This window comes from Desulfosarcina sp., from assembly GCF_041551955.1.
Classification (GTDB): Bacteria; Desulfobacterota; Desulfobacteria; order Desulfobacterales; family Desulfosarcinaceae; genus Desulfosarcina.
This window is the reverse complement of record NZ_JBFELV010000010.1, coordinates 1-22,864: the sequence shown is the minus strand read 5'-3', so window position 1 is coordinate 22,864 and position 22,864 is coordinate 1. Positions and strand designations below refer to the sequence as shown.

General features: G+C 55.1%; 22 protein-coding genes. 16 read left to right on the top strand and 6 right to left on the bottom strand.

Annotation, left to right across the window (positions count from 1 at the left end; all coding sequences use genetic code 11):
* Positions 1 to 33 precede the first annotated feature (33 nt).
* The gene (locus ABYV26_RS01765) at positions 34 to 315 is read right to left on the bottom strand and encodes a hypothetical protein (RefSeq protein ID WP_372677594.1); all 282 of its coding nucleotides are present in this window, start codon (positions 313 to 315) and stop codon (positions 34 to 36) included.
* A 343-nt stretch (positions 316 to 658) separates the two neighbouring features.
* On the opposite strand from ABYV26_RS01765, the gene ABYV26_RS01760 reads away from it, so the two are divergent.
* The 3 genes from ABYV26_RS01760 to dapB all read left to right on the top strand — a co-directional run bounded on the left by ABYV26_RS01760 (position 659) and on the right by dapB (position 5,880).
* Entirely contained in the window at positions 659 to 3,301 is a 2,643-nt protein-coding gene (locus ABYV26_RS01760; RefSeq protein ID WP_372677592.1) for a 1-acyl-sn-glycerol-3-phosphate acyltransferase, read from the top strand.
* Entirely contained in the window at positions 3,298 to 4,989 is a 1,692-nt protein-coding gene (locus ABYV26_RS01755) for a sugar phosphate nucleotidyltransferase (RefSeq protein WP_372677590.1), read from the top strand. Before ABYV26_RS01760 ends, ABYV26_RS01755 begins: the two co-directional genes overlap by 4 nt.
* A 63-nt stretch (positions 4,990 to 5,052) precedes the next feature.
* Positions 5,053 to 5,880: a dihydrodipicolinate reductase gene (dapB, locus tag ABYV26_RS01750; RefSeq protein ID WP_372677588.1), complete on the top strand. Its 828-nt coding sequence runs from the start codon at positions 5,053 to 5,055 to the stop codon at positions 5,878 to 5,880.
* Positions 5,881 to 5,913: 33 nt separating this feature from the next.
* Here the strand turns inward: dapB and alaS are convergent, their stop codons facing one another.
* The 5 genes from alaS to ABYV26_RS01725 form a co-directional block, all read right to left on the bottom strand.
* On the bottom strand, positions 5,914 to 8,541 hold the full coding sequence (gene alaS / locus ABYV26_RS01745; protein WP_372677586.1) for an alanine--tRNA ligase: 2,628 nt from the start codon (positions 8,539 to 8,541) through the stop codon (positions 5,914 to 5,916).
* 221 nt (positions 8,542 to 8,762) lie between these two features.
* Positions 8,763 to 9,812 carry a recombinase RecA gene (recA, locus tag ABYV26_RS01740; RefSeq protein WP_372677585.1) on the bottom strand — a complete coding sequence of 350 codons (1,050 nt, stop codon included), beginning with the start codon at positions 9,810 to 9,812 and terminating at the stop codon, positions 8,763 to 8,765.
* 154 nt (positions 9,813 to 9,966) lie between these two features.
* Positions 9,967 to 10,539 carry an RNA 2',3'-cyclic phosphodiesterase gene (gene thpR / locus ABYV26_RS01735; RefSeq protein ID WP_372677583.1) on the bottom strand — a complete coding sequence of 191 codons (573 nt, stop codon included), beginning with the start codon at positions 10,537 to 10,539 and terminating at the stop codon, positions 9,967 to 9,969.
* 93 nt (positions 10,540 to 10,632) lie between these two features.
* On the bottom strand, positions 10,633 to 11,802 hold the full coding sequence (locus tag ABYV26_RS01730) for a homocysteine biosynthesis protein (RefSeq protein ID WP_372677581.1): 1,170 nt from the start codon (positions 11,800 to 11,802) through the stop codon (positions 10,633 to 10,635).
* Positions 11,803 to 11,913: 111 nt separating this feature from the next.
* Positions 11,914 to 13,296: a M23 family metallopeptidase gene (locus ABYV26_RS01725; protein WP_372677579.1), complete on the bottom strand. Its 1,383-nt coding sequence runs from the start codon at positions 13,294 to 13,296 to the stop codon at positions 11,914 to 11,916.
* Between the two features lie 164 nt (positions 13,297 to 13,460).
* Here ABYV26_RS01725 and kdsA point away from each other — a divergent pair, with 164 nt between their 5' ends.
* The 13 genes from kdsA to secG all read left to right on the top strand — a co-directional run.
* On the top strand, positions 13,461 to 14,249 hold the full coding sequence (gene kdsA / locus ABYV26_RS01720; protein ID WP_372677577.1) for a 3-deoxy-8-phosphooctulonate synthase: 789 nt from the start codon (positions 13,461 to 13,463) through the stop codon (positions 14,247 to 14,249).
* A gap of 9 nt (positions 14,250 to 14,258) precedes the next feature.
* On the top strand, positions 14,259 to 14,777 hold the full coding sequence (locus ABYV26_RS01715) for a KdsC family phosphatase (RefSeq protein ID WP_372677575.1): 519 nt from the start codon (positions 14,259 to 14,261) through the stop codon (positions 14,775 to 14,777).
* Positions 14,774 to 15,343: an LPS export ABC transporter periplasmic protein LptC gene (lptC, locus tag ABYV26_RS01710; protein WP_372677573.1), complete on the top strand. Its 570-nt coding sequence runs from the start codon at positions 14,774 to 14,776 to the stop codon at positions 15,341 to 15,343. The genes ABYV26_RS01715 and lptC overlap by 4 nt, the downstream gene beginning before the upstream one ends.
* The gene (locus ABYV26_RS01705) at positions 15,324 to 15,890 is read left to right on the top strand and encodes an LptA/OstA family protein (protein WP_372677571.1); all 567 of its coding nucleotides are present in this window, start codon (positions 15,324 to 15,326) and stop codon (positions 15,888 to 15,890) included. The genes lptC and ABYV26_RS01705 overlap by 20 nt, the downstream gene beginning before the upstream one ends.
* 32 nt (positions 15,891 to 15,922) lie before the next feature.
* Positions 15,923 to 16,645 (top strand): LPS export ABC transporter ATP-binding protein, encoded by a 723-nt coding sequence (gene lptB / locus ABYV26_RS01700; RefSeq protein WP_372677569.1) that lies wholly within the window; start codon positions 15,923 to 15,925, stop codon positions 16,643 to 16,645.
* A gap of 1 nt (position 16,646) precedes the next feature.
* A complete protein-coding gene (gene rpoN, locus ABYV26_RS01695) occupies positions 16,647 to 18,077 on the top strand; it encodes an RNA polymerase factor sigma-54 (protein ID WP_372677567.1) in 1,431 nt (476 codons plus the stop codon).
* A 121-nt stretch (positions 18,078 to 18,198) separates the two neighbouring features.
* Positions 18,199 to 18,723 (top strand): ribosome hibernation-promoting factor, HPF/YfiA family, encoded by a 525-nt coding sequence (gene hpf, locus ABYV26_RS01690; protein WP_372677565.1) that lies wholly within the window; start codon positions 18,199 to 18,201, stop codon positions 18,721 to 18,723.
* Positions 18,724 to 18,794: 71 nt separating this feature from the next.
* Positions 18,795 to 19,253, top strand: a complete 459-nt coding sequence (locus ABYV26_RS01685; protein WP_372677563.1) for a PTS sugar transporter subunit IIA — start codon at positions 18,795 to 18,797, stop codon at positions 19,251 to 19,253.
* A 58-nt stretch (positions 19,254 to 19,311) separates the two neighbouring features.
* Positions 19,312 to 20,181 carry an RNase adapter RapZ gene (gene rapZ / locus ABYV26_RS01680; protein WP_372677561.1) on the top strand — a complete coding sequence of 290 codons (870 nt, stop codon included), beginning with the start codon at positions 19,312 to 19,314 and terminating at the stop codon, positions 20,179 to 20,181.
* Between the two features lie 59 nt (positions 20,182 to 20,240).
* The gene (locus ABYV26_RS01675) at positions 20,241 to 20,654 is read left to right on the top strand and encodes a PTS sugar transporter subunit IIA (RefSeq protein WP_372677559.1); all 414 of its coding nucleotides are present in this window, start codon (positions 20,241 to 20,243) and stop codon (positions 20,652 to 20,654) included.
* A gap of 18 nt (positions 20,655 to 20,672) precedes the next feature.
* Positions 20,673 to 21,677 (top strand): type I glyceraldehyde-3-phosphate dehydrogenase, encoded by a 1,005-nt coding sequence (gene gap, locus ABYV26_RS01670; protein ID WP_372677558.1) that lies wholly within the window; start codon positions 20,673 to 20,675, stop codon positions 21,675 to 21,677.
* An 18-nt stretch (positions 21,678 to 21,695) separates the two neighbouring features.
* Positions 21,696 to 22,457 (top strand): triose-phosphate isomerase, encoded by a 762-nt coding sequence (tpiA, locus tag ABYV26_RS01665; RefSeq protein WP_372677556.1) that lies wholly within the window; start codon positions 21,696 to 21,698, stop codon positions 22,455 to 22,457.
* A gap of 124 nt (positions 22,458 to 22,581) precedes the next feature.
* Positions 22,582 to 22,864 (top strand): preprotein translocase subunit SecG (gene secG / locus ABYV26_RS01660; RefSeq protein ID WP_372677554.1); only part of this gene is annotated, 283 nt, incomplete at its 3' end.

The following is a 22,864-nucleotide window of genomic DNA, read 5'->3' as shown; positions in this document are numbered from 1 at the left end:
GGCAGCATTTTCAGCTTCAGGATGCGGGCGGGTCTATTTTTCGGTTTTCAGGGTCTCGATCTCTTTCTTGAGATCGTTGATCTCTTTCTTGTACTTCTCGGCATCGTCATCAGCGGCGCCGTCATCAGCGGTATTGTCATCTTTTTTCCAGGTGTCTTTGAGTTCATCAAACCCCAGATAGAGCGCAAGTCCACCGCCGAGCAACAGCATCACCGGAATCGCACCGGCCAAAAGTTGAAGAAATTCACCAAACCACACCGACAGGCCAATCAAGCCCAAGACTGCTGCCACTGCTCCACCAATTAACGTTTTCATAGAGAATCATCCTCCTTCTTGAACCTTGTTGAGTTAGTCAGATTAAAATTGCTTCGTCGGTCCATCCATCTGCATGAGGCTGTGATGGCTCGACGTGCTTGGCGATTGTCTTCGTGTTCTCCAGCCGTTGCCGAACGAGTCGTGTTGTTTAGAATATCAATAGGATTTCAATTAGATAGCAACTTGGCGGTGACGCTATCAAGTTATATGGCAATAACATAGAAGCCAGAGCAGCGCAAGCATATTTTTCTCCGGTGAATATGCCGTTGCAAAGGGTCAAGGCTTCTGTTATTTTTTCGAATTATCATCAACGTCCATCCGTCTTGGATTATTACCTTCTCAAATGATGAACCATTCCAAAAAACAGTCGGTTTCTTCTCTTGCGCTGAAGATTCACCAGTGGATCGATCGGCTGCTTAACCATTCACACGACCACTATTTTTGTTCTCTGCCATCACCCACCGGGACCATTTCCGCTCTTTTCCTCAACCGCTTGTTTTCAGGGATATTCATGGGCGGCGAACAGGCGGATATCGTCAAAAACATCCCCGCCGGGGCGATTATCGTCTATACAACCAAATATAAGAGCCGCTTCGATTTTCTCTTCGCCCATACCCGGTACCGACAATTGCGCCTACCGGTGCCGCAGTTGTCCTTCGATTCTGACATCTATCTCTGGCAGCCGGTGTCGCGGATATTCCGCATCTGCCTGGCCTACCTGGACGAATGGGTTCAGCGTCACCGAATCAAGGATCCCTATCGCAGTGGCTACTACCAACGCGCCCTTCTCGCCTCGGGCTGCGGCTTACTCTCACTGGTTGAAAAAAAAGGGTACTATCGCCGGTTCGTCAAGGAGAAAACCGATCCGCTGAGCTACTTGATTCATATGCAAAAACAGATTGACCGGCCCATCTACATCGTCCCCCAACTGATGTTTTTCGGTAAGAAGCCCCTGCCCGCAGTGCCCAGCCTGATGGACACGTTTTTCGGCACCTCGCAACGTCCGGGGAAGATTAGAAAGATCGTCACCCTGATCAGGTATCCCGGAAAAATTTTTGTTGAACTGTCCCAGCCGCTGAACCTGCGGCAATGGCTCAGCCAATCCGTGCAGCCGGATAAACCCGTCGATTATCAGGCCCTCCAGTTGCGTCGCCAGCTCCTGTTGCAGCACAACCGTCATCGGCAGAGTATCACCGGGCCGATCTTGAAATCCAATGATGAGCTAAAAGAATCCATTCTCACCAGCGACCGGATGGGAAGCTTCATTAAAAGACATGCCGCATCCAGACAGGAACCGATCCATAAAATCCGAAAGAAAGCCGATGGGTATCTGGATGAAATTGCCGCCCGCTACAGTCCAACCGCAATCCGCATCATGTCCTCGGTGGTGGGATGGATCATCAACTCCATGTTCGACGGCGCCGTCGTCGACAGGGCAGGCCTGGCTAGGGTCAAGGCCATCTCGAGAAAAGGGCCGCTGATTCTCATCCCTTGCCACAAGAGCCATATTGACTATCTGATCCTGTCCTACATTCTATACCACAACAACATGCCCTGCCCGCATATTGCCGCCGGCAAGAACCTGTCCTTCTGGCCGCTGGGTCCAATTTTTCGCGCGGGCGGTGCGTTTTTTCTGCGACGGACCTTCAGGGGCGCCGTGCTCTATGCCCGGGTCTTTTCGGCCTATATCCATAAACTCCTGGAAGAGGGTTTTCACATCGAACTGTTCATCGAGGGGGGAAGAAGCCGAACCGGCAAACTGCTGATTCCCAAACTGGGAATGATCTCGATCCTTTTGGAGGCCTATCGCCATGGGGCGTGTGAAGATATGATCTTCGTTCCCGTTTATATCGGCTATGACCGGATTGTCGAAGAACACGCTTACGTCCACGAGGTGGAAGGCGGCAAAAAAGAAGATGAGAACCTCAGTCAGGTAATCCGTGCCCGGCGCTTTTTAAAAAAGCGCTACGGTAAAATCTATATCAACTTCCACGACCCCATCTCCACCCGTGATCTGTTGGCTGACGCACCGGTGCCACTGGACCGGATGGCCCCCAAAGACATGAATGCACTGTGCCGCAACCTGGGCTGGCGGATCATCAACGCCATCGACAAGCAGACCGTGGTCACCCCCCATGGTCTGGTGGCCGCGGCCGCCTTGAATATTTCCAAGCCCCGCTTCACCCAGGAGGAATTGATCGACGCGGTGAATACTTACCTGACCTTCGCCACCGCCCAGAACGCCAAGCTGGCAGATACAATTATTCTCAACCCGGACGGTGCCATGGAATACGCCATCGACCGCTACCTGGCGCGTAAGCTGCTTGAAAAAGCGACCGGGGACAAAGACCTGCCGGAAGATCAAGCCGACTACACGGTCAATGCCGCCAAACGGTCGCTGCTGGAATTCTACAAAAACAACTGCATTTCTTATTTCGTGCCGGCAGCGTTTACTGCGCTGGCCATTCTAAAAAAGGATGCGTTCCAATTCAATGCCGCCGAATTGCACAATGAATACCACTTTTTTCAGGATTTCTTTAAATATGAGTTCGCCTTCGATCTGGATCGACCGCCGGTTCATTATGTGAGAAAAACCATCAAATCGTTCATCGATGACGCGATGCTCATGCCCCACCAGACCATCCCCGACAATTACCAGATCACCTCGTCGGGATTTCGGAAATTAAAGCTGTTTGCCGCTTTTTTAAAGCCTTATCTCCAATCGTATTTGGTGGTGCTCCACTTTCTAAGAACCAACCGCAAGGATAAGATGGAGACAAAGGACAAGCTCAAGAAGATCCAGAGTATGGGGCTCCAGATGATAAAAAACAGGGAGATCGACCTGATCGAATCAGTGTCCAAGGTCAACTATTCCAACGGCCTGAGTTATTTTTCCACCAACGGCATCAAAGATTACGAGAATGAGGCGGCCATCTCTCATTACGAAACGCTCATCCAGACCTACTTGAACCTGTTGGGCTCATGAAAGCACTGATTCTGGCTGCAGGGTTCGGCACCCGGCTGGCACCCCACTCCCGGACATTGCCTAAGGCCCTGTTCCCGGTTGGCGGCATCCCGGTATTGGGTAGAATGCTGGACAACCTGAAACGGGCCGGCTGCACCGCCGTTGCCGTTAACGCCCACCACCTGGCCCATCACATCCGGTCCTATCTGGCGGAAAACGATTTCGGTTTGCCGGTAACCCTGAGCGTTGAACCGGAAATTTTAGGCACCGGCGGCGCCGTTCGACACCTGGCCGACTATTGGGACGGCGATCCGTTCATGGTGGTCAATGCGGACATCGTCACCGACATCGAGTTGTCCACGGTCTATCGCAACCACCGAATGGGAGGCGCCCAGGCAACGCTGGTCATGCATGACCGCCCCCCCTTCAACCAGGTGTGGGTGGATGAGCAGAATCGAATCGCCGGCTTCGCGCGTTTTTCCAAACCGGCGGAAACCGAACGTCTCCGGGAAATGGCCTTTACCGGCATTCATGTCATGAACGCCGCCGTGATCCAGCGCATACCCAACGGCGGTTTCTGCGATATTATCGACGTCTACCGGCAAATGCTGGATGACGGTGTGCCCATTCACGCCCATGTGGTTCAAAATCATTACTGGCAGGACATGGGGAGCCCGGATCGCTACCGGGAGGCGGTGGTGGATGCCATGGCCCCAGATGTTTTTCAATCGGTCTTCCCCGGCTATCGCGGGGCGGCCATCCGCTGCCGGCAGCTGTCTGGCGATGGTTCCGACCGTGGCTGGTTCCGCCTGACCGCCGGCACACACCGGTTGATCATGGCCGACCACGGCATCACCACCACGCTGCCGGGCAGTGAGGTCAACGCCTTTGTCAGGATCGGCACCCACCTTCGGGCCTGCGGCCTGCCGGTGCCGCAAATACACGCCCACGACAGCTTCAGTGGACTGGTGTTCCTGGAAGATCTGGGAAACCGCCATCTGCAGCAGATAGTGCGGCAAAGGCCGGATGGCAGCGGCATTGAAGCCCTTTACCGGAAGGTCATCAACACCCTTTTCGACCTGACGACAAAGGCCGCCGGCGGCTTCGACCCGGTCTGGACCTGCCAGAGCCCCGCCTATGATGTCGCGCTGATACTCGACAAGGAGTGCCGTTATTTCGTGGACGCCTTTTTAAACGGCTACCTGAAGGTGGCGGTGGCCTATGAAGACCTGGCAGCGGAATTTGAACGCCTGGCCACGAACGCCGTCGACCACGGCTTGTCCGGATTGATTCACCGGGACTTCCAATCCCGCAACGTCATGATTCAAAATGGCCGACACCATCTCATCGACTTTCAGGGCGCGCGAACCGGCCCGATCCAATACGACCTGGCCTCGCTGCTGATCGATCCCTATGCGGAACTGCCCCCGGACCTTCAGCAGCGGCTCTTGACGTATGCCACCGAACAGGCGGCACGACTGTGGAAATTCCCCCCGGAGCGGTTCATCCAGGGCTATCGCTACTGCACCGTCACCCGAAATCTTCAGATGCTCGGGGCCTTTGGATTTTTGAGCCGGGTCAAACAAAAAGAGGCCTTTGCGCGCTGGATCCCAGCTGCGGCGCGAATGCTGGCAGACCACATCCGCGCTGCTGATCAAAAGGCTTTTCCCAAACTCACCGCCATTGCCAAAAAAATCGGTTCGGGATAACGGGAGATAATCATCCACCTGCCGGGAAACGACGCGAACCCAGACAAACAAGGAAGGTTCACGATGAAGCCAGTTAAGATAATGATCAATGGCCTGCCGGGAAACGTCACTTCCACCATCGCCGGCCATGCCTTGCAGGATCCCCGCATCATCCTGCTGCCCCACTCGCTGACCGGGCCGGAAATTCAAGCCGACCGGCACACCATCTCCGGAAGGGTGTTCGAACTCATCCGGCCGGCCGTTCGCAACGAGAAAATGGATGCGCTGCTTAAGACGCACGGGAATTTCATCAACGTGGACTTCACCCATCCCTCGGCCGTCAATGACAATGCCGAATTTTACTGCAAGCGGGGCCTGCCGTTTGTTATGGGCACCACAGGCGGGGATCGGGAGAGACTGATCCGAACCGTGCGCAACTCGAGGACCTGCGCGGTCATCGCGCCCAACATGGCCAAGCAGATCGTGGGACTTCAGGCCATGATGGAATACGCGGCCGACACATTTCCGGGCATATTTGCTGACTATACCCTGACCGTCGAGGAAAGCCACCAGGCCGGCAAGGCGGACACCAGCGGTACGGCCAAGGCCATGGTCTCCAGTTTCAAGCGCATGGGCGTCGATTTTTCACATGAAGCGATCGCCAGGGAGCGGGACCCGGCGGTTCAACGCGAGCAATGGGGAATTCCAGAGGCTTACCTGTCCGGTCATGGATGGCATACCTATCGGCTGACCTCGCCGGACAACACCGTTGTCTTTGAATTCCAGCACAACGTCAACGGCCGCGACATTTATGCAGCGGGAACCATGGATGCCGTGTGTTATCTTAATCGGAAACTGAAAAAAGGTGAAACGGGTCGGGTATTTACGATGATCGATGTACTGAAAGCCTAATACCCGATTGGGGACGCCCGTTTTTTAGGGTCCCTATGCCTGCTGAATCAACTCACGCGCTTTGTCCAGCGCCTGCGGCAGATGCTGAGGCTGGGTGCCGCCGGCCTGGGCCATGTCGGGTCGTCCGCCACCGCTGCCGCCGACCACCTCGGCAATCGGTTTAATTATCCTGCCCGCATGAAAGCGGTGGTTGAGGTCCTTGGTCACCACCACGATCAACAGTGCCTTGCCATCGGCCTCACACCCTAAAACCACGATCCCCGAACCGATGCGGTCCTTGAACCGGTCGGCCAACTCCCGCAGGGCGGATGGTTTGTCAACGGTGACCTGTTGGATGATCGCGGGCGTCCCGTTGATATCGAGGATCTGATCGCCGCTGCCATCAGCTTGCAATTCAGCCATTTTGGTCTTGAGCCGTTCCGTCTCCTTCTCCAGACTTTTCAGCGACGTCAGAGTCGACTCGATCCGTGTTATCAAACGATCCGGCTTGTCTTTGACCAGGTGACTCAACCGCTGCAGAATCCGGTTGTTTTTCTGGACATGTTCCAGGGCGGCGTACCCTGTGAGGGCTTCGATCCGCCTCACCCCGGATGCCACGCTCGCTTCGGAACTCACTTTAAACAGACCGATGTCGCCGGTACGGTTGGTATGGGTGCCCCCGCAAAGTTCGCGGCTGAATGTGTCCAGGGAGATAACGCGAACCCGGTCGCCGTATTTTTCTTCAAACAGGGCCGTAGCGCCGGATTTCATGGCATGATCCATGTCCATCTCCTCAACAGCCACGGGGACATTTTGCCGGATGCGCTGATTGACGAAGATTTCGATGCGTTCCAGGGCCTCGGGATCGACCTGGGAAAAATGCGTGAAGTCGAATCGAAGTCGATCCGCCGCCACCATGGACCCGGCCTGCTTCACATGGTCCCCCAATTCATGGCGAAGGGCTGCATGCAGGATGTGGGTGGCCGTGTGGTTGAGAGCCACGGCGGCCCGGTGGTCGCCGTCCACGGTAAGCATGACCGTCTGGCCGTTTTCAAGGCGGCCGGATTGGACCCGCCCTTTGTGGATGATGATGCCGGTGGGATCTTTCAACGTATCGGTGACCATCATCTCCATACCCGGAGCGGTGATCGACCCATGGTCGCCCACCTGGCCGCCTGCTTCACCGTAAAAAGGCGTGGCCGTGGTCACCACTTCCACGATGTCCCCCACGTCGGCAGCATCCACGCTTTTGTTGTCCTGGACCACCAGCACCACCCGAGCTTCGCAGGCAAGCGTGCCGTATCCCACGAATTCGGGTTTCTCGCCCGAGGCGCTCAATTGGCGGTAGGCATCGGAAACACCGGTAAAGGTGATTTTTGATCGGGACTGCCTGCGCTGCTCGTCCATACGCGCTTCAAACCCGTCGGTGTCCAGGGTCATTCCCTCGTCACGCACCACGTCGCGAACGATATCCACGGGAAACCCGAATGTATCGTAAAGCTTGAAGATCAAATCACCGGGAACTCGACTGATGCCCTTGGCCCGGATCTCGGCCAAGGCATCGTTGAGCACCCGCAGCCCGTTGTCCAACGTTTCTGAAAAACGTACCTCTTCATTCTCGATGACATTGGTGATAAAGGCCGAGGCCGTCTTGAGATCCGGGTAGGCCGGCACCATGATGTCAAACACCACCCGTGCGGTTTGGTGGAGAAAGGGTTTGGTCAGACCGATGTTGCGGCCATAGCGAATGGCCCGCCGCATGATCCGGCGCAACACATATCCCCTGCCCTCATTGGACGGCAGGACGCCGTCGCCGATGAGAAAGGCAGCGGCCCGGCTGTGATCGGCGATCACTTTCATGGCTACATCGTCGGTCTCGACGCGGCCGTATGACTTCTGGGCCAGCGCCTCGGTACGCTCGATGATGGGGTATATCAGATCGGTGTCAAAATTGGTGTTTACCTGCTGAACCACTGAGGCCATGCGCTCCAACCCCAGGCCCGTGTCAATGCTGGGCTTGGGCAGCGGGGTCATGGTGCCCGAGGCATCGCGGTTGAACTGCATGAAGACCAGGTTCCAGATCTCCAGAAACCGGTCGCAGTCGCAAGCCACATCACATTCGGGCCGACCGCAGCCATGCTCGGCGCCTCGATCCAGGTGAATCTCGCTGCAGGGACCGCAAGGACCGGTGTCTCCCATGGCCCAGAAGTTTTCCTCCTCCCCCAAACGTATCATCCGCGATTCGGGGATGCCGATGCGCCGGTGCCACAGATTGTAGGCCTCGTCGTCATCCAGGTAAACCGACGCCCAGAGCTTTTCCGCTGGCAACCCGTATCCGTTGGTCAGCAGATCCCATGCGAAATCCACGGCCTTCTCCTTGAAATAGTCCCCGAAGGAAAAGTTGCCCAGCATCTCGAAAAAGGTGTGGTGCCGGGCTGTATAGCCCACATTTTCAAGGTCGTTGTGTTTGCCACCGGCGCGGACACACTTCTGTGAGGTGGTTGCGCGAACATAATCCCGCTTCTCCTCGCCCAGAAAGGTGCGTTTAAACTGCACCATCCCGGCGTTGGTGAACAGCAGCGTCGGATCGTCCTGGGGAATCAAGGACGAACTGCGCACCACCCGGTGACCGTGTTTCTCAAAATAGTCGAGGTAAAGTTGTCTAATCTCGTTGCCGGTCATAACCGTCTCCTAACCCGGATAAAGGGAAACAACAAATCCCAAGCACCAAAATTCAAATAAATTCCAAATAATAATGTCCCAATCTCAAAAAGATGCCAATCAACGGTTGGCTGTCGTTTGGCTTTCTCCACCATTGATGATCAGAACGCCCTTTCTTCAAGATTATCAGATCTTGGAATTTTGAATTTGGTTATTGTGATTTATTTGTTGTTTGTTTTTGACTATTGTTTTTTATTTTCTGGGTCTGTTTTTTCTTTTTTCGCATCAGGTTTTGGTTTCAGCAGGCCCACCGCCTCCCGCACCTTGACGTCCACACTTTCGAAAAGGTCGGGATTGTCCTGGAAGAATTTTTTCACGTTTTCGCGCCCCTGGCCGATGCGTTCGCCATTGTAAGAATACCAGGAACCGCTTTTGTCGACGATGCCGGCATTGACGCCCACATCCAGCAGGTCGCCGGACCGGGAGATGCCCTCTCCGTACATGATGTCAAATTCAGCCTCCTTGAACGGCGGGGCCATTTTATTTTTGACCACCTTGACCCGGGTCCGGTTTCCCACGACGTCCTGTCCGTCTTTAATGGCGCCGATACGGCGGATGTCCAGCCGGACGGAAGAATAAAATTTCAGGGCATTGCCGCCGGTGGTGGTCTCCGGGTTGCCGAACATGACGCCGATCTTCATGCGGATCTGGTTGATGAAGATCACCGAGGTCATGGTCTTGCCGATGGTGCCGGTCAGCTTTCTCAACGCCTGGGACATGAGGCGTGCCTGCAGCCCCATATGGGAGTCGCCCATCTCTCCCTCGATCTCCGCCCGCGGAACCAGGGCTGCCACGCTGTCGATCACCATTACGTCGATCGCGCCGCTTCGAACCAGCATGTCAGCAATTTCCAGGGCCTGCTCGCCGGTGTCGGGCTGAGATACCAGCAGTTCGTCGCAGTTGACTCCCAGCTTGCGGGCATAGATCGTGTCCAGGGCATGTTCGGCGTCGATAAAGGCTGCGATGCCACCCTGTTTTTGCGCGTTGGCAACGGCGTGGAGGGCCAGGGTCGTCTTTCCCGATGACTCGGGGCCGAAAATTTCGATCACACGACCGCGGGGTAGTCCACCGATGCCGAGGGCCCGGTCCAATTCGATGGATCCGCTCGAGATCACGGGAATGTCTACCACGGGGCGTGCCCCCAGTTTCATAATGGCGCCCTTGCCGAACTGGCGCTCGATCTGCCCCATGGCGGAATCGACCGCCTTGGTTTTATCCGCTGAAATAGCCATGCAATCCTCCCAGGTTAATGACGGGGTAAAAAAAGATCATTGAATGCCTGCTGCGTTAATTTGCAGGCAGGTCCGTTAAACGATACTCGGCTTGCCCGATGTCGTGATTCGATCTGTCGGATCGATACGCTTTTCGTGGACTGCCCGGGGGGCTCTATACCGCCAGGTGTGACATGTGCAGCAGCGTGTATTCAGGCCCACTGGGTTTGAGCATACTTTTAAAGAGCATCAGTCGATCCACTCGGAATGAATCCGAGGCAACCGCTTTAAAGGATTCCACGGATTCGCCAATCAATCGCGCGTCGATCCGTCGGCGGATCCGGCCGATGGTCAAGTGAGCGCCAAAGCCACGAGTCTCCCTTTTAAATCCCACCGATTCCAAACCGGAATCAAGGGTTGCCTGAATCGTATTCAACCGGTCGAGATCGCCCGACAGCCCCACCCAAAGCACACGCGCCTGGCGAGGATCCGGAAAAACGCCCAGCCCCTTTGCCGTCAGCGAAAAAGCAGCTGTCACGCCGGCGGTTGCATCCATCTGAGCGGCAACTGCTGGAACATGTGAGGGATCGATATCGCCGAGAAACTTCAGGGTCAAATGAATGCTCTTCGCCGCCACCCAGCGGATGCTCCCTCGCGGCAATGGTAGCCGCGCCTGAACCTGCATCAAAAAGCGTGACACCGCATCGGGGATCGGCACGGCAACGAAGGCGCGCAGGGTCTTTGGCATGGTGGCTCCTCAGCGGTCGCGGTCATGAATACCCTGACGCACCGAGATGGCCGAGGCGCCTGGGCCGCAAGGAGCGAAGCGCGCCAACGGACATCAGGCCGCAGGAAGGGTGAACTGGGGCGTGCCCAGTTCAAATGTGCCCGCCGCAACCCACTGTTTCAGCGTCTCGGCAATTTGTCGGGCCTTGACCATGCTGGAAAGCGGAACCGTTGGCACCTGCTTCCCGTTGAGGGTGATGACTCCGCTTTTTAGCGCTGCATAGCTGACCTGCCCCAAATTGCTTGGCTTGCCGTTGGGGTAGTCGTTGCCGTAGTCCACCACCTGGGTAAACAGCTCAGCATCTGAAACCGCTGTAAACCTGGCCATCTCCTCATCCAGTATCGGGATGGGGACGCCCAGTCCCACCGCCAGTGAACACCCGTATCCCTGAATGCTGACGCCTACCAACCAGTCCGGACTCATCTTCTGCATGTCTCCCATCACCCATAGGGTGCCTGCCGGGGTCAGCGGTGTACCGTTGGCTGCCCGCTTCACGCCGGGGCGGTGCTGGGTGCCGTGCCAGGTGACATAGCCGACGCCGCCCCCTAAGAAAATGCGTGTACCCAACCCGATGGTCCGGTAGAAGGGGTCGTTGAACAGCGGGCTCAACTGGCCGGCCGAGCAGTAGTTGGCATTGCCCGCCCTGGGCTTGAGCGCCCCCATGTAGGTATAGACCGTTTTGTTGGTGAGATTCACTGCACAGTTGTAGTTCTGATAGGCGTTCCTGGGATTGCACAAGGTTGCCTGGGGCAACGTTTTGAGCGTAACGAACTTCTCATATTCCCGGCTGGGGTAACAATCCGTTCCATAGGCGGTGGCCTTGATATGCATCTTCTTGCCCGCCACCAGATCCTGGATGACGTGGCCGCCGCCGTAGCGGAATTCGCCGGGATACACCTTGTTCAAGGGATCGTCTTCGCACGGTTCGGTAGCCCCGATGTAGCAGTCTACCGCGGCAACCCCCCCGTAAGCGGGCACATTGTTGATCCACACCTTGGCTGCCTTGGTGCCCGGAGCCGAGTGACCGAAGTTGATAAATGCACCCGACGAGCACATGGGCGCGAAGGTCCCCGTGGTCACTACATCCACCTGGCGGGCAGCCTCCTGCGGGCCCTCGTCCGCGACGATGTCGATCATCTCTTCGGCAGTGACGACGACCACGTTGCCGGCCCTGATTTTATCGTTAATCTGCCGAATCGTTTTCTGAACCTTAACGCGCGCCATGCCGCCGCCTTCTCCTGTAGGCTTCAAAATAATTAATTTTTTGGACTGCGTTATCGGTCGTCGCCGTGTAACCAGACGGTTTCTCCCGACTATCCTTGGCAAATTAAAAACTTAAGGCTTATTTCGGGTTCCCGCGTCATCGATTTTGGCGCTGATATTGTTTTTAATCCACGCATCGTCCCACCACTCCACCGGATTGACATAGGTCTGGTGAATCAAGGTGCCGTAGTGCAGGTGGTCACCACCTGCCAGACCCGTCAACCCGGTCTTGCCGATGGTATCGCCTTTGTTGACCATCTGGCCGACGGCGACATCGATTTGACTCAAATGCGAGTAGAGGGTGAACAACCCGAACCCGTGGTCGAGAATGATGGTGTTGCCATAGATACCCTGGTCGCCGGTGAAGGCCACTTTCCCGCGGTTTGCCGCCGGTACCGGTGAATGCGCCGTAGAAGCCAGATCGACCCCCATGTGCACCTGACGGTCGATCACCTTGCCACCGTAGAGATAGGTGCGGTGATCGGCGAATCGGGCACGGTTGGCAGACCGCGGAAGCCGCAAAAAAGGCCCCTCCCAAAGGATATCTTTTTCCGTTTTCCGGGTGATCCGGTGTATCGCCTCGGTATCCTTGAGACGCAGCTCACGATTGACTTTAAGAAAAAGATCGGCCCGGCCGCCGCCCGAGGATTCAGGAAAATAGCGCTCGAAATCGGGCATTTTCGCGTTGAAAAAGGTATCGGACAGATTTATCGTGTCTTTTCTGAAAGACCGTTCGTTGATGTGATAGACCATACCGGTCGTCGATCGATTGCCGGCGAAGTCTTCGGCGGCTATGGCCAGCCGCGTTTCCTTGCCTTGTTCGATATCCAATGCAAAAAGGGCCAGGTGGACGGATGGATCTTTGAAATGACCGGCATATCCGGGGTAAAAAAGATCGCCCACTGTCACTCCGCTGACCGGACAATCTTCCGACAATCGGTATATTGCCGCACCACTGCCGCCCTGGTTAAGATTGTGGGAGCGGCTGATTAGATCGATCGACGGCGCCGAAGTGTCGATTTGGATCTCCTTTTCCAGGTAAACCCGATTGCCTTTTCCCCATTTGCGCAGCGAGTAATCCCAAGCCACGACACGGATGACGCCCTTCCCGTCGGCCAGACCCATGGACTGGGGTGAGACCGGTGTTTTGACCTGCACCGACTTTTCCTTGCCGCCCGCAAAGAAACCGGCGGAAGGAAAGGTTCGCTGCAGGACCTCCACCTCCCGGCCCTCGACCAACAGGCCCATCCAAACCTTGCGGATACCGCTGCCGGCGTCATCAACCTTTACGGTAACGGTCCGCGTGGCGCCGATAAAAGGGGATTCCAGTTCAATTTCCAATGCAGGCGCCGATCCTTCCAAGCGGATGATGGCCAGCCATACGGCAGGGATACTGATCAGCAGCACCACCGTAACCACCAAGATCGGTTTGATTGAGCTTCCTTTTTTATTCAACGGGTTCGTTCCTTTCGGCGCTGTTCGTTAGCCGTCTATTGAATTGGGGACAATACCAGTTAAGCCACCGGTAATCAAGGCAAACTTTTTCGCGCCTTGACTTTTTAACCGCCTGAGGATACATAATAAAACATGATTCCAATTCTCTTGAAAGATGACAATGAATGAAAATTGACAGTCCTTTTTTCCTGGTCAGCGGCCCGTGCGTCATCGAAGATGAAGCGGTCACGCTGCGCATCGCCACTCGACTCAAGGAACTGACAGAGAGCCTCGGCATTCCTTTGACCTTCAAAGCATCATATGACAAGGCCAACCGGACTGCCATCACCTCTTTCCGGGGCCCGGGCATTCAGGATGGGCTGCGCGTGCTGGCCAAAGTCAAAGAAACCCTTGACGTGCCCATCCTGTCCGACGTTCATCGCATCAGCGAAGTGGCGGCTGCCGCCCAGGTGCTTGATGTCATCCAGATTCCGGCCTTTCTCTGTCGCCAGACTGACCTGCTCCTGGCGGTCGCAAAAACCGGCAAGCCGGTCAATGTCAAAAAAGGCCAGTTTCTGGCCCCTTGGGATATGGTCAATATCGTCGAAAAGATTCGATCGGTATCCAGCGTCCAACCCATGATCACCGAGCGTGGTGTCATGTTCGGATACAACAACCTGGTCGTTGATTTCAGGGGTATCCACATCATGCAGCAAACCGGTTGTCCAGTGGTTTTCGACGCCACCCACAGTGTTCAATTACCCGGCGGCGCGGGAACCCATTCCGGCGGCCAGCGGGAGTTTGCCCCGGTGCTGGCCAGGGCCGCCATAGCGGCCGGTGCAGACGGGGTTTTCCTGGAAGTGCACGAGAACCCGGACAAAGCCCTCTGCGATGGCCCCAATTCACTCCCCCTGGACCAGTTGCCCGCTCTGCTGGCCCAGCTTAAAGCCATCAAAACCGCCCTGGCCGCTTGACATCATCCCATGATCGACACCCGCCTGAAACAGATTGCCCTGATACTTCTTGATGTGGATGGGGTCCTGACCGCCGGCCAGGTCGTTTACGACGACAGCGGCCAGGAGACCAAGGTGTTTAACGTGCGCGACGGGTTGGGCATCCGCATGCTGATTGAAGCAGGTCTGACGGTGGGCATTGTCACCGGGCGCCGTTCCATGGCACTGGTTCACCGGTGCAAAAATTTAGGTATCAACCTGCTCAAAGACGGGGTCCGAGACAAGGCTGCCGCTCTTGAAGAGATCCTGAAAGAGACCGGAGTGGCGGCCTCAGCCACGGCCTTCGTGGGAGACGACCTGCCGGATTTGCCCATCATGCGTCGGGTGGGGGTGCCCATCGCGGTCGGCGATGCCCACGACCGGGTCAAACAGGCCGCCATCATGACCACTCGGGCAACGGGTGGTTGTGGTGCCGTGCGTGAAATCTGCGAGCGGATCCTGCAAGCCCGGGGAGATTGGGAACCGATGATCAAAAGACTTTTTTCATGAAAAAGCGCCGTTTGATTCAGCGTGTATTGCTGGGCATTATTGTACTGGTATTGGCCGGCACGATTATCGTCTTTATCGGTTATCGCCGGATGACCCGCAATCCGGAAGTGCTGTTGGACCTGGTAAAGAACGAGGCCGATATGCAGCTCAACAAGATTCGTCAGACGGCCATGAAAAACGGCCTTAAGGAGTGGCGGCTGGAAGCGGAATCGGCCACCCTTCTGGAAAAGAAGAAGACCATGCTGCTGGCCAGTCCGGATGTGGAGTTTTTCATGGACGACGGGGATCATGTGCACCTGACCGCCGAGCAGGGAACGATATACACGGACTCCAACCGCATGAAGGTCTCAGGGCGGGTATCGGCAAACACCAGCCTTTACCGGTTTCAGACCGACGCACTCGACTACGATCCGGCCGCCAGGGAGCTTCGCGCCGATACACCGGTGACGATCTCCGGCGAGTCGTTCACCCTGCAGGCTGACACGATGACCATGAACCTGAAAACCAATATCACCCGTTTCGAAGGCGGTGTGGAAGGAATCATCAGTGAAGATCTCGAACTTTAGAACCACTGCCGGCATATTGCTGAGCCTGCTGGCCTGCATGACGCTGTTGCCGCCGATGGCCAGTCCGGTTGAGGCCGTCACCGGGACCCCGGCAGCGGTTACCGTCGATCCTGAAACAAAGAAAATCCATATTACAGCGGATCGGCTCATTTCCAACACAGCTGACAACAACGCAGAGTTTATTGGCAATGTCAGGGCCAAACAGGGAGAGACCCTGATCATCGCGGACAGCCTCAAGATTTTTTTTTCCGGAGGGTCCGAAGCTGGATCCGACTCACCTGCCCAATCCCTGAAGAAGCTGGTGGCCACCGGAAATGTGGAAATTAAATTCGACAATAGGCTTGCCGTTGCCCGGCAGGCAGTATATATAACAGCTCAGCGCATGCTGATCCTGAACGGTCCGGGGGCCATGGTTACCAGCGGCGACAATACCATCACCGGCGAAACCATCACGTTCTACCGGGATGATGGGCGATTCACCGTCGAAGGCGGATCCAACGGTCGCGTCAACGCGGTCATTCTCCCGGAAGAATCAGGATTGGAGTAACCCGTGAACATGCACCCCGTGGAAAACAGCTGATGGCTGCCTTGTCTGTTCGTGAACTGGTCAAGGTCTACCGGGGCAGGAAAGTGGTGGACAGGGTCAGCCTGGACGTGGAGAGCGGACAGGTGATCGGCCTGCTGGGGCCGAACGGTGCGGGAAAAACCACCACTTTTTACATGACCGTGGGGTTGATCAAGCCCGATAGCGGCCAGGTTTTCCTCGATGATAAGGACATCACGGAATTCCCCATGCATATCCGGGCACGGACAGGGGTCGGATACCTGCCCCAGGAGGCATCCATTTTTAGGAAACTGACCGTCCGTCAGAATATTCTGGCGATTCTGGAGACCCTGCCCCTGTCTCGCCAGCAGCGCCATGACCGCACTGACCGATTGTTGGAAGAGTTGGGCATCGACCACGTGGCGGAGTCAAGAGCGGCAGTACTGTCCGGCGGCGAGCGTCGCCGGCTGGAAATCACGCGGGCCTTGGCTACGGATCCGGCCTTCATGCTGCTGGACGAGCCCTTTGCCGGTGTCGATCCACTGGCGGTGATCGACATTAAAAAGATCATCGCCCACTTGAAAGACCGGAACATCGGCATCTTGATATCCGATCACAATGTGCGGGAAACCCTGGGGGCGTGTGATTCGGCATTTATTTTGAGCGACGGCAAAGTGATTGAAACCGGGACACCGGAACAGATCGCTTCGAGCACCATCGCCCGACGAATTTATTTAGGAGACGAATTCAGACTCTAAGATGGCAATCGAACTCAGACAACAACTCAAACTGACCCAACAGCTCATTATGACGCCGCAGCTTCAAATGGCGATCAAGCTGTTACAGCTGTCCCGTCTTGAGCTGGTGGACACGATCAGACAGGAACTGGAAGAGAACCCCACCTTAGAAGAAATACAGGAGACCCCGGACAAATCCAAGGAGAATGAACCCGAAGAGGCGCCAGCCGCCGCCGAAGAGGCTCGGGAAGTTACCATCGACGAAAAGATCAACGACGAAATCGACTGGAGCAATTACATCGACGAGTATAACTCGCCGGGAAAAGTCAATTTCGAGTCCGAAAGCCGGGATGCGCCCCAGTACGAGGCATTTGTCTCCTCCAAGGAGTCCCTCAGCGATCACCTGTTATGGCAGCTGCTGATGCTGTCGCCCACCGACATCGAAAAGCAGGTCGGCAGCCTGATTATCGGCAGCCTCAACCCCGACGGTTATCTGCAACTGTCCGTCGAAGAACTCTCCCAGCAAAGCGGTATTTCCATCGAAATGGTCGAGGATGTCCTGGAAACCATGCAGTCTTTCGACCCGGTGGGCATTTGCGCCAGGGACCTGCGGGAGTGCCTCCTGATCCAGGCCCAGCTTCTGGACCTGGAAAACAGCCTGGTGACGGACATTATTTCCGATCACCTGAAGAATCTGGAAAACAAGAATTACAAAGCCATTTGCAAGGCCCTGAAGGTGAAACTGAAAGACGTTATTGCCGCGGTCAACGTCATCCGCGCACTGGAACCCAAACCGGGGCGACAATTCACCGAAGAGACACCCCACTATATTATCCCGGATATCTACGTCGACAAAAGTGAGGGTGAATTCGTCATCGTCCTTAACGACGACGGCATGCCCAAGCTTCGGGTCAATCCATTCTACAAGCGGGCCATCACCAAAAAAAACGAAGTCAGCGCAAATGCCAAGGAATACATTCGCGACAAGATGCGATCCGCGGCCTGGCTGATACGCAGCATCCACCAGCGCCAGAAAACCATCTATAAGGTGATGGAGAGCATCCTGAAATTTCAGCGGGATTTCTTTGAAAAGGGCGTAACGCATTTAAAACCCATGGTGCTCAGGGATGTGGCCGAAGATATCGGCATGCACGAATCCACCATCAGCCGGGTCACGACCAACAAATATGCCCACACGCCCCAGGGCATTTACGAACTGAAATATTTTTTCAACAGCTCCATCAAACGGGTCTTCGGCGAGGATATTGCCTCGGCCAGCGTTCAGGCCAAAATTAAAAAGATCATCGAAGGGGAAAATCCCAAGAAACCGTTTAGCGACAGCAAGATGGCCGAGTTGCTCAAAACAGACAATATTGACATCGCCCGTCGCACGGTGGCCAAATACAGGGAGATGATGGGCATTCTGTCCTCCAGCAAACGAAAGCAGTTCTGATGGCTCCCCCGGCAGTCGACCGCGGGTTGCTTGTCCCGCCAGCATTGATAACCGGCGGGGGCACATCTGAACCGGGTGACCGCCCTCTGCCGACCGGTATACCCAAAAGGAGGCACCGACCATGAACACATCCGTCCGTTTCAAGAACCTCGAACCCTCCGAAGCCCTCAAATCCTATGTCAGTGAAAAACTGAACCGAATGGAAAAATACTTCAATGGTCCCGCCGAAGCCAATGTGGTTCTGTCCATTGAAAAATTTCGCCACAGCGCTGAAATCAACATCATGGGGGACCGGCTGACCATCAACGGCAAGGAGGAGACCGGAGAGATGTACTCGGCCATCGATATGGTGCTGGACAAACTGGAGGGCCAGATAAAAAAAAGCAAACAAAAGGGGCGAAAATACCGATCCAAGGAGAAAACCGGTGCCATGGTCTCCGAGCAGGCGATGGAGATGGATGGTGACCAGCCCAGGGTACGGATCCACCATATCGAATTCAAGCCAATGGACGTTGATGAGGCAGTGATGCAGATGGACCTGATAAAAGACAATTTTCTGGTATTCACCAATGCCCGGACAGAATCGGTCAACGTCCTGTACCGGCAAAAAGACGGTAACTATGGATTGATCCAGCCGCGGGCATAGCAGGGGATCGCAGCATCCGTGTGGGCTTAACAGAATAACAGCGGGAATATGCCGGATCCAGTGAGACAACGATGAAAATATTAGACGTACTCGACAAAGAAGCGATTCTTATCGATCTAAAATCCAAGGACAAAATTGGTATATTAAATGAACTGGTAACCCCTGCCGCACAAATAACCGGCATCGACCACAACGAAATGGTGCGCGTGTTGATGGAGCGGGAACGACTGGGCAGCACCGGCATTGGCGGCGGGATCGGCATTCCCCACGGTAAGCTAAAGAACCTTGAGAAATTGGTTTTAGGTTTCGGCTTGAGCCGAAAAGGGGTGGATTTCGAGTCCATGGACGGTCGCCCCACCCACCTGTTTTTCCTGCTTATCACCCCCGAGCACTCAACCGACCTTCATCTTAAACTACTGGCCCGCGTGTCCCGGCTGCTCAAAAAAGAGCCGCTAAAAGCGTTGATGATGAAGGCCACCAGCGCCGATGAAATCATCGCCATCATCGGCGAGGACGATGACGATTTTTAATCGTATTCCGGGCATCCGCCTCGAACTCCTTGCCTCATAATCATGTGAGAACCGCGTTGTGAAACGGACACCCATCACCATAATTACCGGAAGATCCGGCTCAGGAAAAAGTACGGCGCTGGCCGCGTTTGAAGACTCTGGTTACTACTGCGTGGACAACATGCCCGTCGCCTTGTTGCCGGGGTTCCTCAACTTACCATTGGACCAGGCCGACGCGTTTACCAGTTTGGCATTCGGCATGGATCTTCGGGAAAATAGCTTCATCCGGCAATATGAATCCATCCTCGATACGTTGAAGGACATGGGTTTTGACTTTCGGATCCTTTTTCTCGAGGCTGGAGAGAAGACCCTGCTGAGGCGCTACAGCCAAACGCGTCGTCGCCACCCACTGGCACGGGATAAAGGCCTTCGCGATGCGATTCGCTCAGAAAAAACCTTACTGGATGCACTGCGGCGCAAGGCCGATCAAATCATCGACACATCGGATCTAAACGTCCACGACCTTAAATCCATCATCCGGAAAATAGCCACCGTGGACTCAGGAGACGATGCGATGAATGTTCAGGTCATCTCATTCGGATATAAGCATGGCCTCCCGGTTCATGCCGACCTGGTTATGGATGTCCGTTTTCTGAAAAACCCCTATTTTGATCCTTCACTTCGGCCGTTGAGCGGGAAAACAGAAAAAATCCGCTCTTTTGTCTTGAACTCTGACCAAACCTGTTTATTTTTAAAAAAATATTTCGATCTGCTGGACTTGTTGATTCCCCAATATGAAAATGAAGGAAAATCATACCTCACCATTGCCGTCGGTTGCACGGGCGGTCGTCACCGCTCGGTCGTCATCGCCAGGGAATTGTGTGATCACATTTCGGCATTGGGTCGTAAAACGGAACTGACCCATCGCGACATCAACAAATTCAATTGACCTATGAAGATGACATCCGGTTCCGTTATCCCCATTAACCCGATGAAAGACAGGCAGACATGATTGGCGTTTTAGTGGTTACCCATTGCCGGCTGGCAGATGCATTGCTCGAAGCGACGGAATTCATCCTGGGCGAACGACCCGAGGCCATGGCCCCCGTTTCCATCGATTTGAACGAAAACGCAGATAAACTGCGCAACAAGATTGCCGACGGTATAAAAAAACTGAAAAGCGACGACGGGATTCTGATTCTTACGGACATGTTTGGCGGAACGCCATCCAACCTGAGTTATTCGTTTCTCGAGGAGGGGCGTATCGAGGTGATATCCGGGGTTAATCTGCCGATCCTGATCCGGGCGGCCAGTGCCCGAAAAAATCAGAACCTTTCGGAACTGGCGACAAACCTTGAATCGTTCGGGAAAAAGAGCATCTCGTTGGCCAGCGGCATTTTGAAGGGGAATAAAAGAAATTAACTTCCAAAGGAGGAAAAGATGAGCATTAAAATTGGCATCAACGGATTTGGTAGGATCGGTCGCGTGGTTTTCCGAGCCGCCATGAACCATCCGGACGTGGACGTCGTGGCAATCAACGACCTGACTGACGCTGCAACCATGGCCCACCTGCTGCAATATGATTCGGTCCATGCCAAATTGGATATGGAAATCAAAGCCAAGGATGGCGCCATCGAGGTGGACGGCAAGTCCATCGCCTACACGGCCGTCAAGGATCCCGAACGACTGGCCTGGAAGGATTATGGTGTGGACATCGCCTGTGAATGTACCGGCCTTTTCCGGGACCGCGACAACGCGGCCAAACATCTCACCGCCGGCGCACGAAAGGTGATCATTTCCGCTCCCGCCAAGGATCCGGACATCACCATCGTCATGGGTGTCAACGCCAACAAATATGATCCCAAAAACCACCACATCATTTCCAACGCGTCATGCACCACCAACTGCCTGGCACCGGTGGCCAAAGTGTTGCTGGAAAACTTCGGCATTAAAAGCGGACTGATGACGACCATCCACTCTTACACGGGTGATCAGCGCCTGCTGGACTTCCCCCACAAGGATCTTCGCCGGGCCAGAGCCGCGGCTTTGTCCATGATCCCGACCACCACAGGGGCGGCCAAAGCCGTAGCCCTGGTGCTGCCCGAATTGGAAGGCAAGCTCAATGGACTGGCCATCCGCGTTCCCACCCCCAACGTCTCCATTGTCGACGTGGTGGTCAGCGTGGACAAAGCCGGTGTCACCAAGTCCGATGTCAATGAAGCGCTCAAGGAAGCAGCCGAAGGGCCGCTCAAGGGCATTCTGGGCTACAGCGACCTGCCATTGGTTTCCACGGATTTCAATGGCTGCCCGTTGTCATCGATCGTAGACGCGCCGACCACGTATGTCGTGGACAATATGGTCAAGGTGCTTTCCTGGTACGACAACGAAACCGGTTACTCCAATCGCATGGTCGACCTGGCTGCCATGATTGGCAAACAACTTTAATCAAGGAGAAAGTGACCGATGAGCAGCCGAACACCACTGATTGCAGGCAACTGGAAAATGCATAAAACCGGTTTCCAAGCCGTGGAGGCCGCCAGTCAATTGAAACGTCTGGTCGAGGACGCTGCGGACGTGCAGGTGATGCTTGCCCCCGCCTTTAGCGCCCTTTTCCAGGTGGCACAGGCGCTCAAAGGAAGTAATGTCGCCGTGGGGGCGCAGAACCTTCACTGGGAGAAACAGGGCGCTTTCACGGGAGAAGTCTCATCCGAAATGCTGGTGGAGGCGGGTTGCACGCACGTAATTATCGGTCATTCCGAACGCCGATTGTTTTTTGGCGAGACCGATGCGAGCGTCAATCGTAAAATCCAGGCAGCCCTTTCAGCGGGCCTCATCCCGGTGTTTTGCATCGGTGAAACAGAGGCGCAGCGCGAAGCCGGCGAGACTTTTTCTGTGCTTGACAAACAGGTTCGAGATGGTCTAAAAGATTTTGTTTTTGATGATCTATCCGGTATCGTCGTTGCTTACGAACCGGTCTGGGCCATCGGTACCGGAAAAACCGCTTCCAGGGAACAGGCTCAAGAGGCTCATCAATTCATCCGGTCACTGCTCGACACGCTATTTGGAAAACCGTTTGCCAGTGCCGTTCGCATCCTATACGGAGGGAGCGTGAAACCGGACAACGTCCGGGCGCTCATGGAAATGCCCGATGTTGACGGCGCCTTGGTCGGCGGGGCCAGTCTGGACCCGGAAACGTTCAGCAAGCTGGTTTTTTTTAACAATTAAATAACATAGGCGTTCAGATAATTGATTTGACAAGGCAAGAAGGAGAAAGCCTTATTGGTAGTACTGCAACGACTGATAACACAGTCAAATCAATTATCTGAACGCCTATAAAAGACGATAACCCATGTCTATACTGTTAATAGTCATTCACGTGGTTGTTTGTATTGCCCTGATCATGATCGTGCTGCTGCAGACCGGCAAAGGGGCGGACATGGGCGCTGCCTTCGGCGGCGGTTCCAGTCAGACCCTCTTCGGGAGCACCGGGGCGTCAACGTTTTTGAGCAAAGCAACCACGGTGGCCGCCATCGTGTTCATGCTCACGTCTCTGACTTTAGCCTACATATCCGGCGGCAAGGCCACAAAATCTGTGGTCTCGGATGTCCAGGTGCCCATCGAACAGCCGTCTC

Bases quoted from the DNA above. Each gene is read 5' to 3' on its own strand.
- lptB (WP_372677569.1), top strand. From the start codon at position 15,923: ATGGCTGCCTTGTCTGTTCGTGAACTGGTCAAGGTCTACCGGGGCAGG.
- rpoN (WP_372677567.1), top strand. From the start codon at position 16,647: ATGGCAATCGAACTCAGACAACAACTCAAACTGACCCAACAGCTCATT.
- ABYV26_RS01760 (WP_372677592.1), top strand. From the start codon at position 659: ATGATGAACCATTCCAAAAAACAGTCGGTTTCTTCTCTTGCGCTGAAG.
- dapB (WP_372677588.1), top strand. From the start codon at position 5,053: ATGAAGCCAGTTAAGATAATGATCAATGGCCTGCCGGGAAACGTCACT.
- gap (WP_372677558.1), top strand. From the start codon at position 20,673: ATGAGCATTAAAATTGGCATCAACGGATTTGGTAGGATCGGTCGCGTG.
- ABYV26_RS01675 (WP_372677559.1), top strand. From the start codon at position 20,241: ATGATTGGCGTTTTAGTGGTTACCCATTGCCGGCTGGCAGATGCATTG.
- hpf (WP_372677565.1), top strand. From the start codon at position 18,199: ATGAACACATCCGTCCGTTTCAAGAACCTCGAACCCTCCGAAGCCCTC.
- kdsA (WP_372677577.1), top strand. From the start codon at position 13,461: ATGAAAATTGACAGTCCTTTTTTCCTGGTCAGCGGCCCGTGCGTCATC.
- ABYV26_RS01685 (WP_372677563.1), top strand. From the start codon at position 18,795: ATGAAAATATTAGACGTACTCGACAAAGAAGCGATTCTTATCGATCTA.
- alaS (WP_372677586.1), bottom strand. From the start codon at position 8,541: ATGACCGGCAACGAGATTAGACAACTTTACCTCGACTATTTTGAGAAA.
- ABYV26_RS01755 (WP_372677590.1), top strand. From the start codon at position 3,298: ATGAAAGCACTGATTCTGGCTGCAGGGTTCGGCACCCGGCTGGCACCC.
- lptC (WP_372677573.1), top strand. From the start codon at position 14,774: ATGAAAAAGCGCCGTTTGATTCAGCGTGTATTGCTGGGCATTATTGTA.
- tpiA (WP_372677556.1), top strand. From the start codon at position 21,696: ATGAGCAGCCGAACACCACTGATTGCAGGCAACTGGAAAATGCATAAA.
- ABYV26_RS01715 (WP_372677575.1), top strand. From the start codon at position 14,259: ATGATCGACACCCGCCTGAAACAGATTGCCCTGATACTTCTTGATGTG.
- ABYV26_RS01730 (WP_372677581.1), bottom strand. From the start codon at position 11,802: ATGGCGCGCGTTAAGGTTCAGAAAACGATTCGGCAGATTAACGATAAA.
- recA (WP_372677585.1), bottom strand. From the start codon at position 9,812: ATGGCTATTTCAGCGGATAAAACCAAGGCGGTCGATTCCGCCATGGGG.
- thpR (WP_372677583.1), bottom strand. From the start codon at position 10,539: ATGCCAAAGACCCTGCGCGCCTTCGTTGCCGTGCCGATCCCCGATGCG.
- ABYV26_RS01765 (WP_372677594.1), bottom strand. From the start codon at position 315: ATGAAAACGTTAATTGGTGGAGCAGTGGCAGCAGTCTTGGGCTTGATT.